Genomic DNA, 14,526 nt, shown 5'->3' on the forward strand with positions numbered 1-14,526 from the left:
TCCCGGAATCTGACACAGTCGGCCGCTGCCTGCCTCCTAGCGCTGGCACGTCGGACAGTGGAAGGTGGATCGCCCGCCCTGGCGGAACTGGCGAATCGGGCGCGCGCACTCGACGCAGGCCTCGCCGCCGCGCCCGTAGACCAGGAGCTGGCGCTGGAACCAGCCTTCCTCGCCGCCGATCTGTGCGTGATCCCGGAGCGTCGAGCCGCCGGCGCGAATGGCATCGGCCAGGACCGTGCGAACGCCCGCGGCCAGCGCTTCCGCACGGCCGGGGCCGATCGTGCCGGCGCGCCGACGCGGGCTGATCCGGGCACGAAACAGCGCCTCGCAGGCATAGATGTTGCCGAGACCCGCGAGCACCCGCTGATCCAGCAGCGCCGCCTTGATCGGCGCCTCGCGCCCGCGCAGGACCGCGCGCAGCTCGGGGCCGGTGATGCTGAGGGGTTCGGGGCCCAGGTCCTGGAGGCGTGGGTGGTCCGCGGTGGCAGCGTCCGGCAGGAGGTCGAGCGAGCCGAAGCGGCGCGGATCGCGGAACGTCAGCCTGAGGGACGCGCCGAGCGGCGAGATGAGGTCGAGCGCGGCGTGGTCGTGCGGGCCGGGCGCCGGGAACGGCGCCGGCTCCAGCAGGAACCGCCCCGACATGCCGAGATGGAACAGGATCGCAGGTGCGGCTTCCAGCACGATGATCCCGTACTTGGCGCGGCGACGGACGGCGACGATGCGGGCGCCGGTGATCAGGGCGGCGAAATCCGGCGGAAACGGGAACCGGAGACCGGGCCCACGCAGCGTGACGCTGCCCACGGTGTAGCCGTAGACCCGGTCCCGGAGCCCCCGGCAGACGGTTTCTACCTCTGGCAGTTCCGGCATGCGCTCCTCCGCCCGCTCCGTCCCGGCACGATAGGCCAGCCGCACCGCGACTGCCGTCCGGCCGATGAATGCCCTATGGTCCGGCCATGCAGACGGTGCCGTTCGGATTTCGCGATGTTGGGCGCTCGGAAAAGCGCGTGCTGGTCGGCGACGTGTTTGCCGGCGTGGCCGCCCGCTACGACCTGATGAACGACCTGATGTCCGCCGGCCTGCACCGGGTCTGGCGGCAGGACCTGATGTTGCGGATGACGAAGCGGGACGCCAGCCGAACCCTCGATCTGGCCGGCGGCACCGGTGACATGGCGTTTCGGATCCGCCGGCGGTTCAGGGGCGCGGCGGTCGTCGTGGCGGACGCCTCGGCCGACATGCTCGGCGTCGGCCGCGGGCGTGCGTTCGACCGGGGCCTGGTCCGCGAACCGCACTGGATCTGCGCTGACGCGGCGTCCCTGCCGTTCGAGGACCGGACGTTCTCGCAGGTCGTGTGCGCTTTCGGACTGCGCAACTTCGCCGAGCTGGGGAGTTCGCTCCGGGAAGTCCGCCGCGTGCTGCGCCCAGGCGGGCGGTTCCTCGCGCTGGAGTTCGCGCCGCAGGCCCGGTGGCTGGACACGCTCTACGAGCGCTACCTGTTCGAGGTGGTGCCGTGGCTCGGCCACGCCGTGGCCGGCCGGCGCGACGCGTACGAGTACTTGGCGGAAAGCATCCGGCGGTTCCTCACCCCCGAAGCGATGACCACCGAGCTCGGCGATGCCGGGCTCGGCACGATCCGCGTGAATCGGTATGCCGGGGGGATCGCCTGCCTGTACAGCGCCCGGCGCACCTGAGCCCGGACCGGAGGTCACCACGATGGCGTATTGGCTCTTCAAATCGGAACCCGGGGCCTGGTCATGGGACGACCAGGTGAAATGCGGCGACAAGGGCTGCGAATGGGACGGGGTCCGCAACCACCAAGCCTGCAACAACATGAAGGCGATGAACGTCGGCGACCGCGGCTTCTTCTACCATTCGGTCAACGAGAAGCGCATCGTCGGCGTGGTCGAGGTCATCCGGACCTACTATCCCGACCCGACGGATGCTTCGGGCCGGTTCGGCATGGTGGACGTACGCGCGGTCACCACGGTCCCCAACCCGGTCACGCTCGCCGAGATCAAGGCGGAACCGCGGCTAGCCGACCTGGCCCTGGTGCGGCAGTCCCGGTTGTCTGTGGTCCCCGTTGCGGAAGCCCACTGGGACCTCCTTTGCACGATGGCGGGCCTTACCGCCGAGCCGTGACGGAACTCACGATCCCCGTTGCCGAGATTCCGGACGGGGGCGCCCGGCTGCTCGCCGGATCGGACTCGGGCGATCCCGGCACCATCGTCACGCGCTCCGGCACGCGGGTCGCAGCGTTCCGGAACGACTGCCCGCATGCGCATCTGCCGCTCGACCTCATTCCCGGGCGCGTCATGGCGCGGGACGGGCGGCACCTGCTGTGTGCCAACCACGGGGCGCTGTTCCGGACGAGCGACGGGTTCTGCGTTCGGGGGCCGTGCCGCGGGCGGCGCCTCACCCCGGTCGGTGTCGCGGTCGCCGACGGCCTGGCCCGTATTACGCCGGGTCCCAGATCACCTCGCGGCGCCCGTCGATCTTCGTGAACAGCGGAGTCGGGTGCAGATGCTTGAAATGCGCCGGGTCCGAGCCCCGATCCATCATCAGTTTCAGCATGAAGCGGGTCGGGGACGCGAGGGCCAGATCCAGGGTCTCCGACAGCGGGACCCAGACCACGTCATCGAGCTCGGCCGTCGGCTGCAGGTCGCCCTCGACCGCGTCCGCCGAGGCGGCGAAGAACCGGGCGTGGAACCGGATCGGGCTCTCGGCCGGGGTGATCGCCCGCCCCACGTAGCGCATGGCTTCGAGGGCCGGGGCCAGGCCGGCCGCCTGCATCATCTTCCAGCCGCCCTCCAGGTCCTCGCCAATCGCCCCCGGCGCACTCAGCATCAGGCCGGTCTCCTCTACCGTCTCGCGCACGGCGGCACACGCCATGGCCCGGAAGTACTCGCGGTCGACCCCGAATTCGGGCACCCGCGCGGCCCGCTCGACCAGTTCGGGGGCGAGTTCGCTGGCCGCGCCGACCCGGTAGTCGTCCTGCTCGATCCCGCCGCCCGGAAACACGTAGAAACCGGGCATGAACCGTGCCGACGTCTGCCGCCGGCCGAGCAGCACCTCGGGCTGCTGCGGGGCATTGCGAATCAGGATGAGGGTGGCCGCGTCGCGAGGGGTCACTTCGGGCATGCAGATCTCCCCGGAGGACCCGCTGTCATCCTCCGCGCCAGCGCACACCATACCGACGCCGGCGCAATCGGCGACCGGTGACGTTCGCGGACCATCCCCTGATGGCCGCGGCCCTGGCGGAGGCCCGTTGGGCGGCCGAGCGCGGCGAGGTGCCGGTGGGCGCCGTCCTCGCCAACGACGACGGCATCGTTGCCCGGGACGGGAACCGCGTGGAGGCGCTGGGCGACCCGACGGCGCATGCGGAGATGCTCGTGTTGCGCGCAGGGGCAAGCGCCCTTGGCCGACACCGCCTCATGGGCTGCGACCTCTTCGTCACGCTCGAGCCCTGCCCGATGTGCGCCCATGCGATCTCGCTGGCCCGCATCCGGCGCCTCTACTACGGCGCCGCCGATCCAAAGGGCGGCGGCGTCGAGCACGGCCCGATGATCTTCCACAGCACCAGTGCCCACCACGCGCCGGAGATCTACGGCGGGGTCGGCGAGCGGGCCGCGGCGGAGCTGCTCAGGGACTTCTTCCGGACGCTCCGCGCCTGACGGCAATACCGGGCCCTGCCCGCCGCGTGAAACGGTCAGACCGTGGCGGCGATGTCCCGCCGCCAGACCGCCTCCGGCCAGTCGATGGCCGCCACCCCGGCGTAGGCGGCGCGGCGGGCCGCTGCGACGTCGCTACCGGTGGCCGTGACCCCGAGCACGCGCCCGCCCGCCGCCACCAGACGATCCTCGCGGCGGGCCGTCGACGCCTGGAACACATGGACGTCAGGCCCCGATTGCTCGGCGGCGGCGAGGCCGCGGATCTCGCTCCCCGTCTCCGGTGCATCGGGATAGCCCGGCGCCGCCATCACCACGCAGACGGCGGGGTCGGGACGGAAGCGGAGATCGAAGTTGTCGAGCTCGCCCTCGAGGGCGGCGACCAGTCCCGGCACCAGGTCGGAACGCAGGCGGACCAGCAGCGCCTGGCATTCGGGGTCCCCGAACCGGACGTTGAACTCGACCAGCTTGGGCCCGTCTCCGGTGAGCATCAAACCCGCGTACAGGATGCCCCGGAACGGGGTGCCGCGGCGGGCCATCGTGGCCACGGCAGGCTGAACGATCCGCTCCATGACCTCGGCCCGCAGCGCGTCGGTCATGGCGGGCGCCGGCGATACCGCGCCCATGCCGCCGGTGTTCGGCCCCCGATCACCATCGCCGATGCGCTTGTAGTCCTGTGCGTCGGCGAGCATCCGGACGTTGGTCCCGTCCGCGATCGCGAACAGGCTGGCCTCCGTCCCCTCCATGCGCTCTTCGACCACGACGCGCCGGCCAGCCGCGCCGAACCGTCCACCGAAGGCTGCGCGCGCCGCGTCGACCGCCTCCCCCATGGTGGCGGCCACCGTGACGCCCTTGCCGGCGGCCAGCCCGTCGGCCTTGATCACTGGCGGTGCGGCCTGGGCCCGGATGTAGGCGACCGCCGCGTCGGCGGCATCGAACGATTGGCCGGCCGCGCAGGGGATCCCGGCCTCGGCGCAGAGCGAACGTGTGAAGGACTTCGATCCCTCGAGGCAGGCCGCGGCGGCCGTCGGGCCGAACGCCCGGATGCCGGCCGCCTCCAGCTGGTCCACGAGCCCGGCCACCAAGGGAGCCTCCGGTCCCGGCACCACGAGGTCCACCGCCGTCTCCCGGGCAAACGCCACGACGGAAGCGGGGTCGGCCGGATTGCACGCGGCCACCTCGCCCAGCTCGAGCATCCCGGGATTGCCCGGCACGCACGACAACCGGTCCACCAGGGGTGACGCCGCCAGTGCCCACGCCAGAGCATGCTCGCGACCACCGCTCCCAATCAGCAGGATGTGCATCGCTGGTCCTCCCACCTGCGCCGGCGCCGGATCAGTAGTATCCCGCGCATGGACATGCGCACCGGCTCCAACCTACCCGAGTACTCGGTCAGCGAGCTCGCGGAGCAGATCAAGGGCACGCTGGAAGAGGCATTCAGCCGCGCGCGCGTGCGCGGCGAGATCTCCAGTTTCTTCCGCTCAAGCGCCGGACATCTCTACTGGACCCTCAAGGATGACCGCAGCGGCCTCAAGTGCGCCTGCTTCCGGTCGGCCGCGCAGCGTCTCTCGGTGCACCCGGAAGACGGGCTCGAAGTGGTCGTCACCGGCCGGGTCAGCACCTACGGACAGCGCTCCGAGTACCAGCTGATCGTCGATTCGGTCGAGGTCGCTGGCGAGGGCGCCCTCCTGAAGATGGTCCACGACCGCCGCGAGCGGCTCGCCGCGGAAGGACTGTTCAACCAGGACCGCAAGCGCCCCATCCCCTACCTGCCGTCGGTGATCGGCGTGGTCACGTCCGAGCAGGGTGCGGTCATTCATGACATCCTGCACCGCCTGCGCGAGCGGTTCCCGCGCGAGGTTGTCCTGTGGCCGGCGCTCGTCCAGGGCGAGGGTGCCGCCGAGCAGATCGCGGCCGGGATCGCATTCTTCAACAGCCTCGGGCAGGACGGTCCGGTCCCCCGGCCCGATGTCCTGATCGTCGGGCGCGGCGGCGGCAGCGTCGAAGATCTCATGGCGTTCAACGAGGAGAACGTCGCGCGGGCGATCGCGGCGTCGGAGATCCCCGTGATCTCGGCGGTCGGCCACGAGACCGATACCACGATCGCGGATTTTGCCGCCGACCTCCGCGCGCCGACCCCGACCGCGGCCGCCGAGATGGCGGTGCCCGTCCGGGCCGAACTCCTGGCCAACCTCATGGCCACGACGGCGCGGCTCGCAGCCGGCCTGCAGCGCGCCGCCGCCGCACGGCAGCATCGCCTCGAGGCGGTGCGCCAGCGGCTGGCCCGGCCCTCGACGCGCATTGAGCGGCTCACCCAGCGGGTCGATCATGCGTGGAACCGGGTCACGGCCGACGGCGGCCAGCGTGTCGAGCGCCTCCGCACGGCGCTCGCACAGGTATCGGGGCGCCTCCGCACGCCCACGGACCAGGTACGCGCCCTGCGCGAGCGCGCCGGCGCCGCGCTCGCCGCGGCTAACCGGGGCATCGACGCCCGTTTCGGCAACGCCGGATTGCGCATGCAGCTGACCGCCGACGCGGCGCGACTCCGGGACCTCGCCGCCCAGCGCGTCGAACAGGCACGCCGCCGGTGGACCGCGCAGGCCAGGCTGCTGGAAGCTTCCAGCCACAAGCGGATCCTGGAACGCGGGTTCGTGATCGTGCAGAGCGAACAGGAAACGGTGATCCGGCGGGCTGGGGATCTCGCGACCGGACAAACCGTGACGCTGCTGTTTCAGGATTCACCGCCGGGCGAGCCGACGCCCGCGCGGATCGTCGAACCGGGACCCATTTCCGACGCCCAGCCATGACGGGCCGTGCGGCCGCCCCGGCCCTGCTGCTTCTGCTCGCCGCCGTTCCGGTACAGTCCGCGACCGTGACCGGCCAGCCCGTCGAGGGCGGCCTGCTATTCGTGCAGGGCGCGCCCGGCACCACGGCATCGCTCGACGGCAAGCCGATCCCGGTGGCGCCGAACGGTTCGTTCCTGGTCGGGTTCCACCGGGATTCGCCGCGATCCGTGGTCCTGCGCATCCGCGAGCCCGAGACGGAGGAGCAGCGCATCGAGCTTCAGGTGGCCCAGCGCGAGTACGGCGAACAGCGGATCGACGGGCTGCCGTCCGGCCTGGTCACCCCGCCCACCGACATCCTGCAGCGGATCCGGGACGAAGCCGAACGGGTCCGCGAAGCTCGCGCCGCGCCGGTCATCACGCCGCACTACCTGGACGGCTTCGAGTGGCCGGCCGACGGGTGCATCACCGGCGTCTACGGCACCCGGCGGATCCTCAACGGCGAGCCCCGCCAGCCGCACTACGGGATCGACCTGGCCGCACCGCGCGGCACCCAAGTCCGGGCAGCCGGCGACGGCGTCGTGGCTATGGCCGAGCGCGACCTCTACTTCAGCGGCGGGACGCTGATCATCGCCCATGGACAGGGCCTGACCTCGACCTATCTGCACCTGTCGTCGATCTCGGTCGACCGCGGCGACCGCGTCCGCAAGGGAGACCCTGTGGCGACGGTCGGATCGACCGGGAGAAGCACCGGCCCCCACCTGGACTGGCGGTTCAACTGGCAGAACGCGCGGCTTGATCCGGAGCTGATCGTCCCGGCCGGCCCGAACCAGCGGCAATGCGACTGACGGCGGCGCGTTTCCCGACGGTCCGCCGGGGACCCCGTCGGGCACCCGGCGCAGGCCCGGTCGCGGCGGCGCCCGCCGCGGTTCGGCCGGTCCGGCGGTAGACCGGCCGGCATGCAGGACACCGCTCCGCGTCCGCCGGCAGATGCGGCCTTCGGACTCGAGGGCTCCACGGCCATCGTCACCGGCGCAGGGCGGGGCATCGGCCTCGGTATCGCCAGACGTTTGCAGGCGCTCGGGGTCGTAGTTTCCGGGTGGGATGTCCGCCCCGACTTTGAGGATCCGGCGCCGTTCGCCGAACGCCGGCAGGCGGACGTCGCCGACGAACGCTCCGTCCAGGCGGCGTTCGCGGCCACGCTCGACGCCCTCGGCCGGGTCGACATCCTGGTCAACAACGCCGGCGTCAACGGCCCGACGAAGCCGCTGGCCGAGTACTCGCTCGACGAATGGAACCGGGTCCTGGCGGTCGACCTGACGGGCGTGTTCCTCGGCTGCCGGGCGGTCATCCCGCACATGCGCGAACGCAGGTACGGACGGATCATCAATGTCGCCTCGATCGCCGGCAAGGAAGGGAACCCGGGGGCCAGCCCCTACGGAGCGGCCAAGGCGGGCGTACTCGGCCTGACCAAGGGCCTGGCCCGCGAACTCTGCGATGCCGGCGTGACCGTCAACTGCGTGACGCCGGCGCTCACGGAGACCGCCCTCCTCGACGGCCTCGATCCGGGTTACCTCGCCGACCGGCAGGCGTGGATTCCGATGGGGCGACTGTGCACGGTCGAGGAGATCGCCGACATGGTCGCGTGGGTCGCCAGCCCGCGCTGCAGTTTCACCACGGGCGCCTGCTTCGACGTGAGCGGCGGGCGCGCCACCTACTGAGGACGGGGAGCGTCGCCGGCCGGTCGCGCGGACAGGTCCGGTCCCAGTGTCAGTTCGGCGATTCGCCCGGTGTCGTGGCGGCCTTCTGCTCGCGGAGGATCAGCGGCATCTGGAGGCCGGCGAACAGCAGGGTGAGCGGCAGGATCCCGAACACCTTGTAGCTCACCCAGGTGTCGGTCGAGAACGACCGCCAGACCACTTCGTTGAGCACCGCCAGCAGGACGAAGAACCCGATCCATCGCCACGTGAGCACCCGCCAGGCGGCATCGCGGAGCTGGATTCCGGCGGCACCGAACAGGTACTTCACCAGCAGCTTGCCGCGCGCCAGACCGCCCGCCAGCACCGCAGCGAACAGCAGTGAGACGACGGTCGGCTTGATCTTGATGAAGAAGGCATCGTCGAAGACGAGCGTCAGGGCGCCGAAGAACCCGACCAGCACCGCCGTTGCCACCGGGATCGGCGGAATACGGCGTTCGGCCAGCCACAAGATCACGGTGGCGATGACGGTCGCGACGACGAGGACCCCCGTCGCGGGCAGGATGCCCCAGAGGTAGTTGGCGACGAAGAACACGAGCAGCGGGACGAAGTCGACCGCCGTCCGTACGTGTCCCGGCAGCGCGTGGCCGTTCCCTCCCGCCGTCATGCGGCGCACAGCCTTCGGCCCACGGCCTCGACCCGCCGCTTAACGATCGATCCCGGCGCCGCGCCGGGGACGGCCGCCGGCAGGTAATCCTCGGTCCAACCGAGTCCGCCCTCGCCCTCCACCAGGATGGCGGCCACGGTGCCCGTGCGGTCGCGGAGGCGGCGCCGAAACATCCGCTCGCCGGCCGTGCGCAGGGCCTTGCCGCGCGCCTGCCGGGTTTCCGGGGCCACCTGCGGCATCCGCGCGGCCGGCGTGTCAGGCCGCGGGGAGTACGGGAACACGTGAAGGTGCACGAGCCCGAGTCGTTCCACGGCGGCCAGCGTGTTCGCAAACATGGCGTCGGTCTCGGTGGGGAAGCCCGCAATGAAGTCTGCCCCGAACGCGGTCTCCGGGCGCGCTGCCCTGACCCGCTCCAGCAGGCGCTCGGCCTGCTCCGGCGTGTGCCGCCGGCGCATGCGCTTGAGGATCATGGGGTCGTGCGACTGCAGGCTGAGATGCAGGTGCGGCATCAGACGCGCCTCCTCGGCGAAGCACCCGATCAGCGCATCGTCCAGCTCTGCGGCGTCGACCGACGACAGCCGCAGGCGGGGAAGCTCGGGAACATCGCGGAGGATCCGGCGCACCAGCTGGCCGAACGTCACCGGGCTGGCCAGGCCGGCACCGTAATCGGTGAGGTCCACGCCGGTCAGCACGACTTCCGGCACGCCACGCCGCACGGCGTCGCGGACCTCGGCCACGACCGCCTCGGGCGGCACGCTGCGGCTGGGGCCGCGCCCGTACGGGATGATGCAGAACGTGCAGCGGTGATCGCAGCCGTTCTGCACGGGCACAAAGCTCCGGGTCCGGCCGGTGAGCGTGCCCACGCTCCCGGCCACGGCCCGGATGTCCGCCGTCGCCGTCACCCGCGATCCGGCCGGCAGGTCCGCCGCCCAGGTGGCCGCCCTGAGCTTCTCCTCGTTGCCGACGACCGCGTCGACCTCGGGCATGGCCACGAACGATTCCGGATCGGTCTGGGCCGCGCACCCGGTCACCACGATGCGGGCGTCGGGCGTCTCGCGGCGCACCCGGCGCACCGTCCGCCGTGCCTCGCGGACGGCGCTCGCCGTCACGGCGCAGGTGTTGACGATGACGGTGTCGCGGAGCCCCGAGGCCGCGGCATGGCGGTCGATGACTTCCGACTCGTGACGGTTCAGCCGGCATCCGAATGTGACCACCCGGGCGACCGTCACAGCAGCGCTTCCTCGGGAACTTCACCGCGGAAGCTGAGCTCCGCGTCACCGGTCATGCAGACACGTCCATCGGATTCGCGCCACTCGATGTCCAGGACGCCCCCGTCGAGAAAACGCACTGCCGCAGACCGGTCGCTGATGCCGAGCCGGTGCCCCGCCACCAGCGCCGCGCAGGCCCCGGTGCCACAGGCCCGGGTCAGGCCCGCGCCCCGTTCCCACACCCGCATCGTGATCCGGTCGCGGGCCGGGTTCCCGGTGGTCGTGTCGCGGTCCATGCAGATGACCTCAACATTCGTCTGCTCGGGAAACAACGGGTGATGTTCCAGTTCCGGGCCCAGCTTGGCAAGGTCGATGTCCCGGAGGCGGTCGGCAACGAAGACCACGTGCGGGTTGCCGACGTTGACGGCAGCGCCGCCCTGCAGGGGGCCGGCGACGAGGCCGAGGTCGAGCGTGTCCCGCGGTGCCGCGAGCGGAATCTGGTCCCAGTCGAATGCCGGCGGGCCCAGTTCGACCGTCACGTGTCCGTCCGTTCGCGGCAGTGCCGTGATCACGCCTGCCGGCGTGTCGATCCGCACCTCGCGTCCCGGGGGGACCTCGTCGGCGAGCAGGCGCCCGATGCACCGGGCGGCATTGCCGCAGGCTTCGGCGGAACTCCCGTCACGGTTGAAGATGCGCATGGCGACGTCGGCCGCGCCGGCGCCCGGTTCAAGCAGAATCAGCTGATCGAACCCGATCCCCGTGCGGCGCTCGGCCAGCTGCGCGATCCGGCCGCGCGCCGGCTCGAGCGAACGACGCCGCGCATCCACGATGACGAAATCGTTGCCAAGCCCGTGCATCTTTGTAAACGCGATGGTCATGACGGTCAGAGCCAGCGGTGGGACGGCTATGCATAGATAGAGACGCCGAAGGCCTCTGCCAACGGTTGCGGCAGACCGCGATGACGTCGGAAGCAAGGCGGAGGAAGCATTCATCGGCCGCGGCCAGTGCGCAAAGACTGGCCCCGGCCGGGCGCTGCAGCCACGGTTGCCAACGCGGGAACGTTCATGCCCCGCGTATTCGGTTCGCAGGAAACCCGCCTACCCGGACTGGGATGGGAACCGCAATCCACGGGCCGGCGGAGGGGAATGCCCGCTCGTCACGGCCTCGGTTTCTCGGTGCTTGTTCCCCTTCGGGATCGCTCGCCAACTAGTGACAGCCTGGTGCGGTCCGTGGCGGCAACGGAGTTCACGTGGTAGCCCCGACCTCGGCGAGCCGCGACCAGCCTGCTCGTGCCGGCCGCTTCAGCCGGCCGGCGGTCTTCCTAGTTCAGGCCGCCGTCAGGACGTGCACCGCGCGCTCGGCGATCAGGTCCTTCGTCTTGGCCGCGTACTCGCGCATGTGCGGCGACGCGGCGTGCGCCATCAGCGCGTCGAGGCTCGCCCATTTCTCGACCACGACGAACGAATCGTCTCCGAAGCGGGTCTGGAATCGGCCGACATCGTCAGCATCGACGGTCGCCGTGTACTCGATGCAGCCGTCTTCCGCATGGACCGCCGGCACGTTGGCCTGAAACGCTTCGAGAACTTCTCCGCGCAGGCCGGGCTTGGCCTTGATCACGGCCACTACGTGAATCGTCGACATCGAATTTCTTCCACTTCCAAGGCTTCCGGGCGCCCCGACGCTACTCGCGGTCCGTACCCGTCGCAAGCCCCCGTGAGGCCTAGCCCGCCGCGTCCCGACCGACTAGATTAGAAATTCAAGATTGCCTTATCGGAGAGGCGGGGCGGCTTGCCTGCGCCTTAGCACTGACATGACCGTGACCCGCTTGACCCGCACGGGCCTCCACTTTGGCGCCGGCGCCCTGGCAGCACTCCTCGTGGTGCTCATGGGAACGTGTGCGCCCAACCAGCAGAGCAGTGCCGGCACCACGAGCAGTGAAACCTACCGGCAGCTGGACCTCTTTGGCCAAGTCTTTCAACGTGTTCGTCAAGACTACGTGGAATCGGTCGACGACCAGACGCTCATCCACGCCGCGCTCAACGGGATGCTGCAGGCACTCGACCCCCACTCCAGCTACATGAGCGCCGACCAGTTCGAGGAGATGCAGGTCCAGACCAGCGGTCGCTTCGGCGGGCTCGGGATCGAAGTGACGATGGAGAACGGTTTCGTGAAAGTCGTCGCGCCCATCGACGACACGCCCGCCTACCGAGCCGGGGTGCTTTCCGGCGACCTGATCACCCATATCGACGATGAGGCCGTGCTGGGGCTGACCCTGTCCGAGGCCGTCGACCGCATGCGGGGCGAGCCGAACACCGAGATCGTGATCCGCGTGAGCCGGCCCGGCATCGAGCCGTTCGATGTCACCATCGTCCGGGAAATCATCCACGTCCAGTCGGTGCGGTCCCGGGCCGAGGGCGACATCGGCTACATCAGGATCAGCTCCTTCACCGAGCAGACCAAGTCCGGCGTCAAGAAGAGCGTCGAGGAACTGCGCTCGGAAATCGGGCCCGGCAACATGCAGGGCATCGTGCTGGACCTGCGGAACAACCCGGGTGGTTTGCTGACACAGGCCGTCGCGGTGGCGGACTTCTTCCTGGACCGCGGCGTCATCGTGTCGACGCGGGGCCGGAGCAACCAGCCCGAGCAGCAGTTCACCGCGACCACCGGGGACATCGCCGAGGGCCTGCCCATCGTGGTGCTCGTGAACGGCGGCTCGGCCAGCGCCAGCGAGATCGTATCGGGCGCGCTGCAGGACCACGGGCGCGCGATTCTGATGGGCACGAAGACCTTCGGAAAAGGCTCCGTGCAGACCGTCCTCCAGCTCGGCGAACACGGCGCCATGCGGCTGACCACGGCCCGGTACTACACCCCCCAGGGACGCTCCATCCAGTCGACCGGAATCTCGCCGGACATCGAGGTTCCGCTCGCCCGCATCGAGGTCCTGGAGACCGGCGCCGCCCGGAGCGAGGCCACGCTCCGGAACGCCCTCGAGAACGAGGACACGGACACGGCCGAGGACCCGACCAGCGAGGACCCGGCCAGCGAGGACCCGGCCAGCGAGGAGCCGACCGAAACCGTCGAGGTGGTCGCCGATCCTGCGGTCGAGGACTATCAGCTGCAGCGGGCGCTCGACCTGCTCCGCGGCCTGGATCTCTTCCGGCCGAAGGCGGCCTGACCCGCCCGACCACCGATGCACGACGGTCTCTACCGGCCGGCCGTAGGAATTCTGCTGCTCAATCCGGACGACAAGGCGTTCGTCGGACAGCGCATCGATACGGCGGGCGCCTGGCAGCTCCCCCAGGGCGGCATCGACCAAGGCGAAGACCCGGAGGCCGCCGCCTTCCGTGAGCTTCGGGAGGAAACGGGGGTCGCCTGCGCGGAAGTCATCGCCAGATCTCGCGGCTGGCTCCACTACGACCTGCCGGCTGCGCTCGCCGGCAACCTGTGGAAGGGGCGCTACCGGGGGCAGCGGCAGAAGTGGTTCGCGATGCGGCACACCGGCCCCGAATCGGAAATCGACATCCGCCCAGGTGGCGAGTTCTCGGCATGGCGCTGGGTGTGTCCGCGCGAGCTGCCGGACCTGATCGTGCCCTTCAAGCGGGCGATGTACGTGGAGTTGCTCGTCGAGTTTGCTGACGTCCTGCCGCCGGCCGTGCGTAACTGATCGGGTCCCGCTCCGCGGCACGGCGCGGACAGGACGAGCTAGCGGGCGGCTAGTCCCGTCCGAGCTTCGCGTACCACCTACCGTCCTCGGCCTGCCAGCATCGCACCAGTCCATCGTGCGCCAGCTTCTGGCCGACGAAGCGCGCAGTGGCCCACGCATCCTCGTCGCCGGCGATCGCCGACCAACCCGCCTGCTCGGCGACCGCGGCAGTCGACACCTCTTCTCCCGAGTGCTCGAGCAACACCTTGAGGAACTGGACCTCCAGGTTCACGGTCGAGTCAGGCATCTGCTTTCCCACCGACCTTCGTGTCTCTCACCATGTCCTGCCGCGTCCCTGCCCAGGCGTTGAGGTCCGACAACCGGTATCGGACCGCACTCCCGAACTTGTAGTAGGCAGGTCCGAGCCCCCTGCTCCGCCAGCGGTCGAGGGCGCGCGGGGACAAACCGAGAATCTCGGCCGCCTCGCGCGGCCGCAGGAATCGGTTGCCGAGCGCCGCCTGATCAAATCGATTCACAAGCATTCCTCATCGCGACATGCGAATCCCGCCGTGCTGCATTCCGGCGCCGGTGCAGCAGACCGGCGCGAAACACTGACCCGGATCAGGAACGGTACACAGCTTCCCATCACTATTGCGTATCCAGATGGCGAAAACCCGTAACGTTTCCATATCTGCGGGAGTTCGTCAGGCAGACCACGCCACTGCGACGGCTCGGCGTTGCGCCCGATCTTGGTGCCGGCCTGGCGGGACGAATCCGCTAAACGCGCCTGCCGGGACGCCGCCCTCGCAGTGACGGGCTGCCAAGCGTGTGCGACTTGCCTAGTCCCAGCAGGCGCGGTGCCCGCG

18 protein-coding genes are annotated in these 14,526 nt (G+C 70.4%); 9 read left to right on the forward strand and 9 right to left on the reverse strand.

From position 1 onward, the window contains the following. Nucleotides 1-36: 36 nt before the first annotated feature. The gene (mutM, locus tag OXH60_11560; GenBank protein MDE0712756.1) at nt 37-867 is read right to left on the reverse strand and encodes a bifunctional DNA-formamidopyrimidine glycosylase/DNA-(apurinic or apyrimidinic site) lyase; all 831 of its coding nucleotides are present in this window, start codon (nt 865-867) and stop codon (nt 37-39) included. Between the two features lie 86 nt (nt 868-953). Between mutM and OXH60_11565 the strand changes: the two genes are divergently transcribed. From OXH60_11565 to OXH60_11575, 3 genes are read left to right on the forward strand one after another with little or no spacing between them, the layout of a single operon-like run. Beyond that, nucleotides 954-1,688, forward strand: a complete 735-nt coding sequence (locus OXH60_11565; protein MDE0712757.1) for a ubiquinone/menaquinone biosynthesis methyltransferase — start codon at nt 954-956, stop codon at nt 1,686-1,688. A 22-nt stretch (nt 1,689-1,710) separates the two neighbouring features. Further along, nucleotides 1,711-2,136, forward strand: coding sequence for an EVE domain-containing protein (locus OXH60_11570; protein MDE0712758.1), 426 nt, complete (start codon nt 1,711-1,713; stop codon nt 2,134-2,136). After that, complete coding sequence (locus OXH60_11575) at nt 2,133-2,498, forward strand: Rieske 2Fe-2S domain-containing protein (protein MDE0712759.1); 366 nt, start codon at nt 2,133-2,135, stop codon at nt 2,496-2,498. Before OXH60_11570 ends, OXH60_11575 begins: the two co-directional genes overlap by 4 nt. Here the strand turns inward: OXH60_11575 and OXH60_11580 are convergent. Continuing rightward, nucleotides 2,452-3,135: an NUDIX domain-containing protein gene (locus OXH60_11580; protein ID MDE0712760.1), complete on the reverse strand. Its 684-nt coding sequence runs from the start codon at nt 3,133-3,135 to the stop codon at nt 2,452-2,454. The two genes, OXH60_11575 and OXH60_11580, sit on opposite strands and share 47 nt — an antisense overlap. 101 nt (nt 3,136-3,236) lie before the next feature. On the opposite strand from OXH60_11580, the gene OXH60_11585 reads away from it, so the two are divergent. Next, entirely contained in the window at nt 3,237-3,668 is a 432-nt protein-coding gene (locus tag OXH60_11585) for a nucleoside deaminase (protein MDE0712761.1), read from the forward strand. A gap of 35 nt (nt 3,669-3,703) precedes the next feature. On the opposite strand, the gene purD is transcribed toward OXH60_11585, so the two are convergent. Next, complete coding sequence (gene purD, locus OXH60_11590; protein ID MDE0712762.1) at nt 3,704-4,966, reverse strand: phosphoribosylamine--glycine ligase; 1,263 nt, start codon at nt 4,964-4,966, stop codon at nt 3,704-3,706. A gap of 48 nt (nt 4,967-5,014) precedes the next feature. Between purD and xseA the strand changes: the two genes are divergently transcribed. From xseA to OXH60_11605, 3 genes are all read left to right on the forward strand, one after another. Beyond that, the gene (xseA, locus tag OXH60_11595; protein MDE0712763.1) at nt 5,015-6,469 is read left to right on the forward strand and encodes an exodeoxyribonuclease VII large subunit; all 1,455 of its coding nucleotides are present in this window, start codon (nt 5,015-5,017) and stop codon (nt 6,467-6,469) included. Next, nucleotides 6,466-7,293 (forward strand): M23 family metallopeptidase, encoded by an 828-nt coding sequence (locus tag OXH60_11600; protein ID MDE0712764.1) that lies wholly within the window; start codon nt 6,466-6,468, stop codon nt 7,291-7,293. The genes xseA and OXH60_11600 overlap by 4 nt, the downstream gene beginning before the upstream one ends. 111 nt (nt 7,294-7,404) lie before the next feature. Then, complete coding sequence (locus OXH60_11605) at nt 7,405-8,166, forward strand: SDR family NAD(P)-dependent oxidoreductase (protein ID MDE0712765.1); 762 nt, start codon at nt 7,405-7,407, stop codon at nt 8,164-8,166. A 49-nt stretch (nt 8,167-8,215) separates the two neighbouring features. Here OXH60_11605 and OXH60_11610 read toward each other — a convergent pair whose 3' ends face one another. From OXH60_11610 to OXH60_11625, 4 genes are all read right to left on the reverse strand, one after another. Next, nucleotides 8,216-8,809, reverse strand: a complete 594-nt coding sequence (locus OXH60_11610) for a septation protein A (protein ID MDE0712766.1) — start codon at nt 8,807-8,809, stop codon at nt 8,216-8,218. Further along, a complete protein-coding gene (mtaB, locus tag OXH60_11615) occupies nt 8,806-10,038 on the reverse strand; it encodes a tRNA (N(6)-L-threonylcarbamoyladenosine(37)-C(2))-methylthiotransferase MtaB (protein ID MDE0712767.1) in 1,233 nt (410 codons plus the stop codon). Before mtaB ends, OXH60_11610 begins: the two co-directional genes overlap by 4 nt. Beyond that, complete coding sequence (gene dapF / locus OXH60_11620) at nt 10,035-10,895, reverse strand: diaminopimelate epimerase (GenBank protein MDE0712768.1); 861 nt, start codon at nt 10,893-10,895, stop codon at nt 10,035-10,037. Before dapF ends, mtaB begins: the two co-directional genes overlap by 4 nt. 448 nt (nt 10,896-11,343) lie before the next feature. Beyond that, the gene (locus OXH60_11625; GenBank protein MDE0712769.1) at nt 11,344-11,658 is read right to left on the reverse strand and encodes a putative quinol monooxygenase; all 315 of its coding nucleotides are present in this window, start codon (nt 11,656-11,658) and stop codon (nt 11,344-11,346) included. 244 nt (nt 11,659-11,902) lie between these two features. On the opposite strand from OXH60_11625, the gene OXH60_11630 reads away from it, so the two are divergent. Then, entirely contained in the window at nt 11,903-13,192 is a 1,290-nt protein-coding gene (locus OXH60_11630; protein MDE0712770.1) for a S41 family peptidase, read from the forward strand. 15 nt (nt 13,193-13,207) lie between these two features. After that, nucleotides 13,208-13,681: an RNA pyrophosphohydrolase gene (locus tag OXH60_11635; GenBank protein ID MDE0712771.1), complete on the forward strand. Its 474-nt coding sequence runs from the start codon at nt 13,208-13,210 to the stop codon at nt 13,679-13,681. A gap of 49 nt (nt 13,682-13,730) precedes the next feature. On the opposite strand, the gene OXH60_11640 is transcribed toward OXH60_11635, so the two are convergent. Further along, entirely contained in the window at nt 13,731-13,967 is a 237-nt protein-coding gene (locus OXH60_11640; GenBank protein ID MDE0712772.1) for a hypothetical protein, read from the reverse strand. Then, complete coding sequence (locus tag OXH60_11645) at nt 13,960-14,196, reverse strand: helix-turn-helix domain-containing protein (GenBank protein ID MDE0712773.1); 237 nt, start codon at nt 14,194-14,196, stop codon at nt 13,960-13,962. The genes OXH60_11640 and OXH60_11645 overlap by 8 nt, the downstream gene beginning before the upstream one ends. Nucleotides 14,197-14,526 lie beyond the last annotated feature (330 nt).

This window comes from Rhodospirillales bacterium (assembly GCA_028824295.1).
In the GTDB taxonomy this organism is placed as follows: Bacteria; Pseudomonadota; Alphaproteobacteria; order TMED109; family TMED109; genus VXPW01.

Bases quoted from the DNA above. Each gene is read 5' to 3' on its own strand.
- mutM (MDE0712756.1), bottom strand. From the start codon at position 867: ATGCCGGAACTGCCAGAGGTAGAAACCGTCTGCCGGGGGCTCCGGGAC.
- OXH60_11565 (MDE0712757.1), top strand. From the start codon at position 954: ATGCAGACGGTGCCGTTCGGATTTCGCGATGTTGGGCGCTCGGAAAAG.
- OXH60_11570 (MDE0712758.1), top strand. From the start codon at position 1,711: ATGGCGTATTGGCTCTTCAAATCGGAACCCGGGGCCTGGTCATGGGAC.
- OXH60_11580 (MDE0712760.1), bottom strand. From the start codon at position 3,135: ATGCCCGAAGTGACCCCTCGCGACGCGGCCACCCTCATCCTGATTCGC.
- OXH60_11585 (MDE0712761.1), top strand. From the start codon at position 3,237: ATGGCCGCGGCCCTGGCGGAGGCCCGTTGGGCGGCCGAGCGCGGCGAG.
- purD (MDE0712762.1), bottom strand. From the start codon at position 4,966: ATGCACATCCTGCTGATTGGGAGCGGTGGTCGCGAGCATGCTCTGGCG.
- xseA (MDE0712763.1), top strand. From the start codon at position 5,015: ATGGACATGCGCACCGGCTCCAACCTACCCGAGTACTCGGTCAGCGAG.
- OXH60_11600 (MDE0712764.1), top strand. From the start codon at position 6,466: ATGACGGGCCGTGCGGCCGCCCCGGCCCTGCTGCTTCTGCTCGCCGCC.
- OXH60_11605 (MDE0712765.1), top strand. From the start codon at position 7,405: ATGCAGGACACCGCTCCGCGTCCGCCGGCAGATGCGGCCTTCGGACTC.
- OXH60_11610 (MDE0712766.1), bottom strand. From the start codon at position 8,809: ATGACGGCGGGAGGGAACGGCCACGCGCTGCCGGGACACGTACGGACG.
- dapF (MDE0712768.1), bottom strand. From the start codon at position 10,895: ATGACCATCGCGTTTACAAAGATGCACGGGCTTGGCAACGATTTCGTC.
- OXH60_11625 (MDE0712769.1), bottom strand. From the start codon at position 11,658: ATGTCGACGATTCACGTAGTGGCCGTGATCAAGGCCAAGCCCGGCCTG.
- OXH60_11630 (MDE0712770.1), top strand. From the start codon at position 11,903: ATGGGAACGTGTGCGCCCAACCAGCAGAGCAGTGCCGGCACCACGAGC.
- OXH60_11635 (MDE0712771.1), top strand. From the start codon at position 13,208: ATGCACGACGGTCTCTACCGGCCGGCCGTAGGAATTCTGCTGCTCAAT.
- OXH60_11640 (MDE0712772.1), bottom strand. From the start codon at position 13,967: ATGCCTGACTCGACCGTGAACCTGGAGGTCCAGTTCCTCAAGGTGTTG.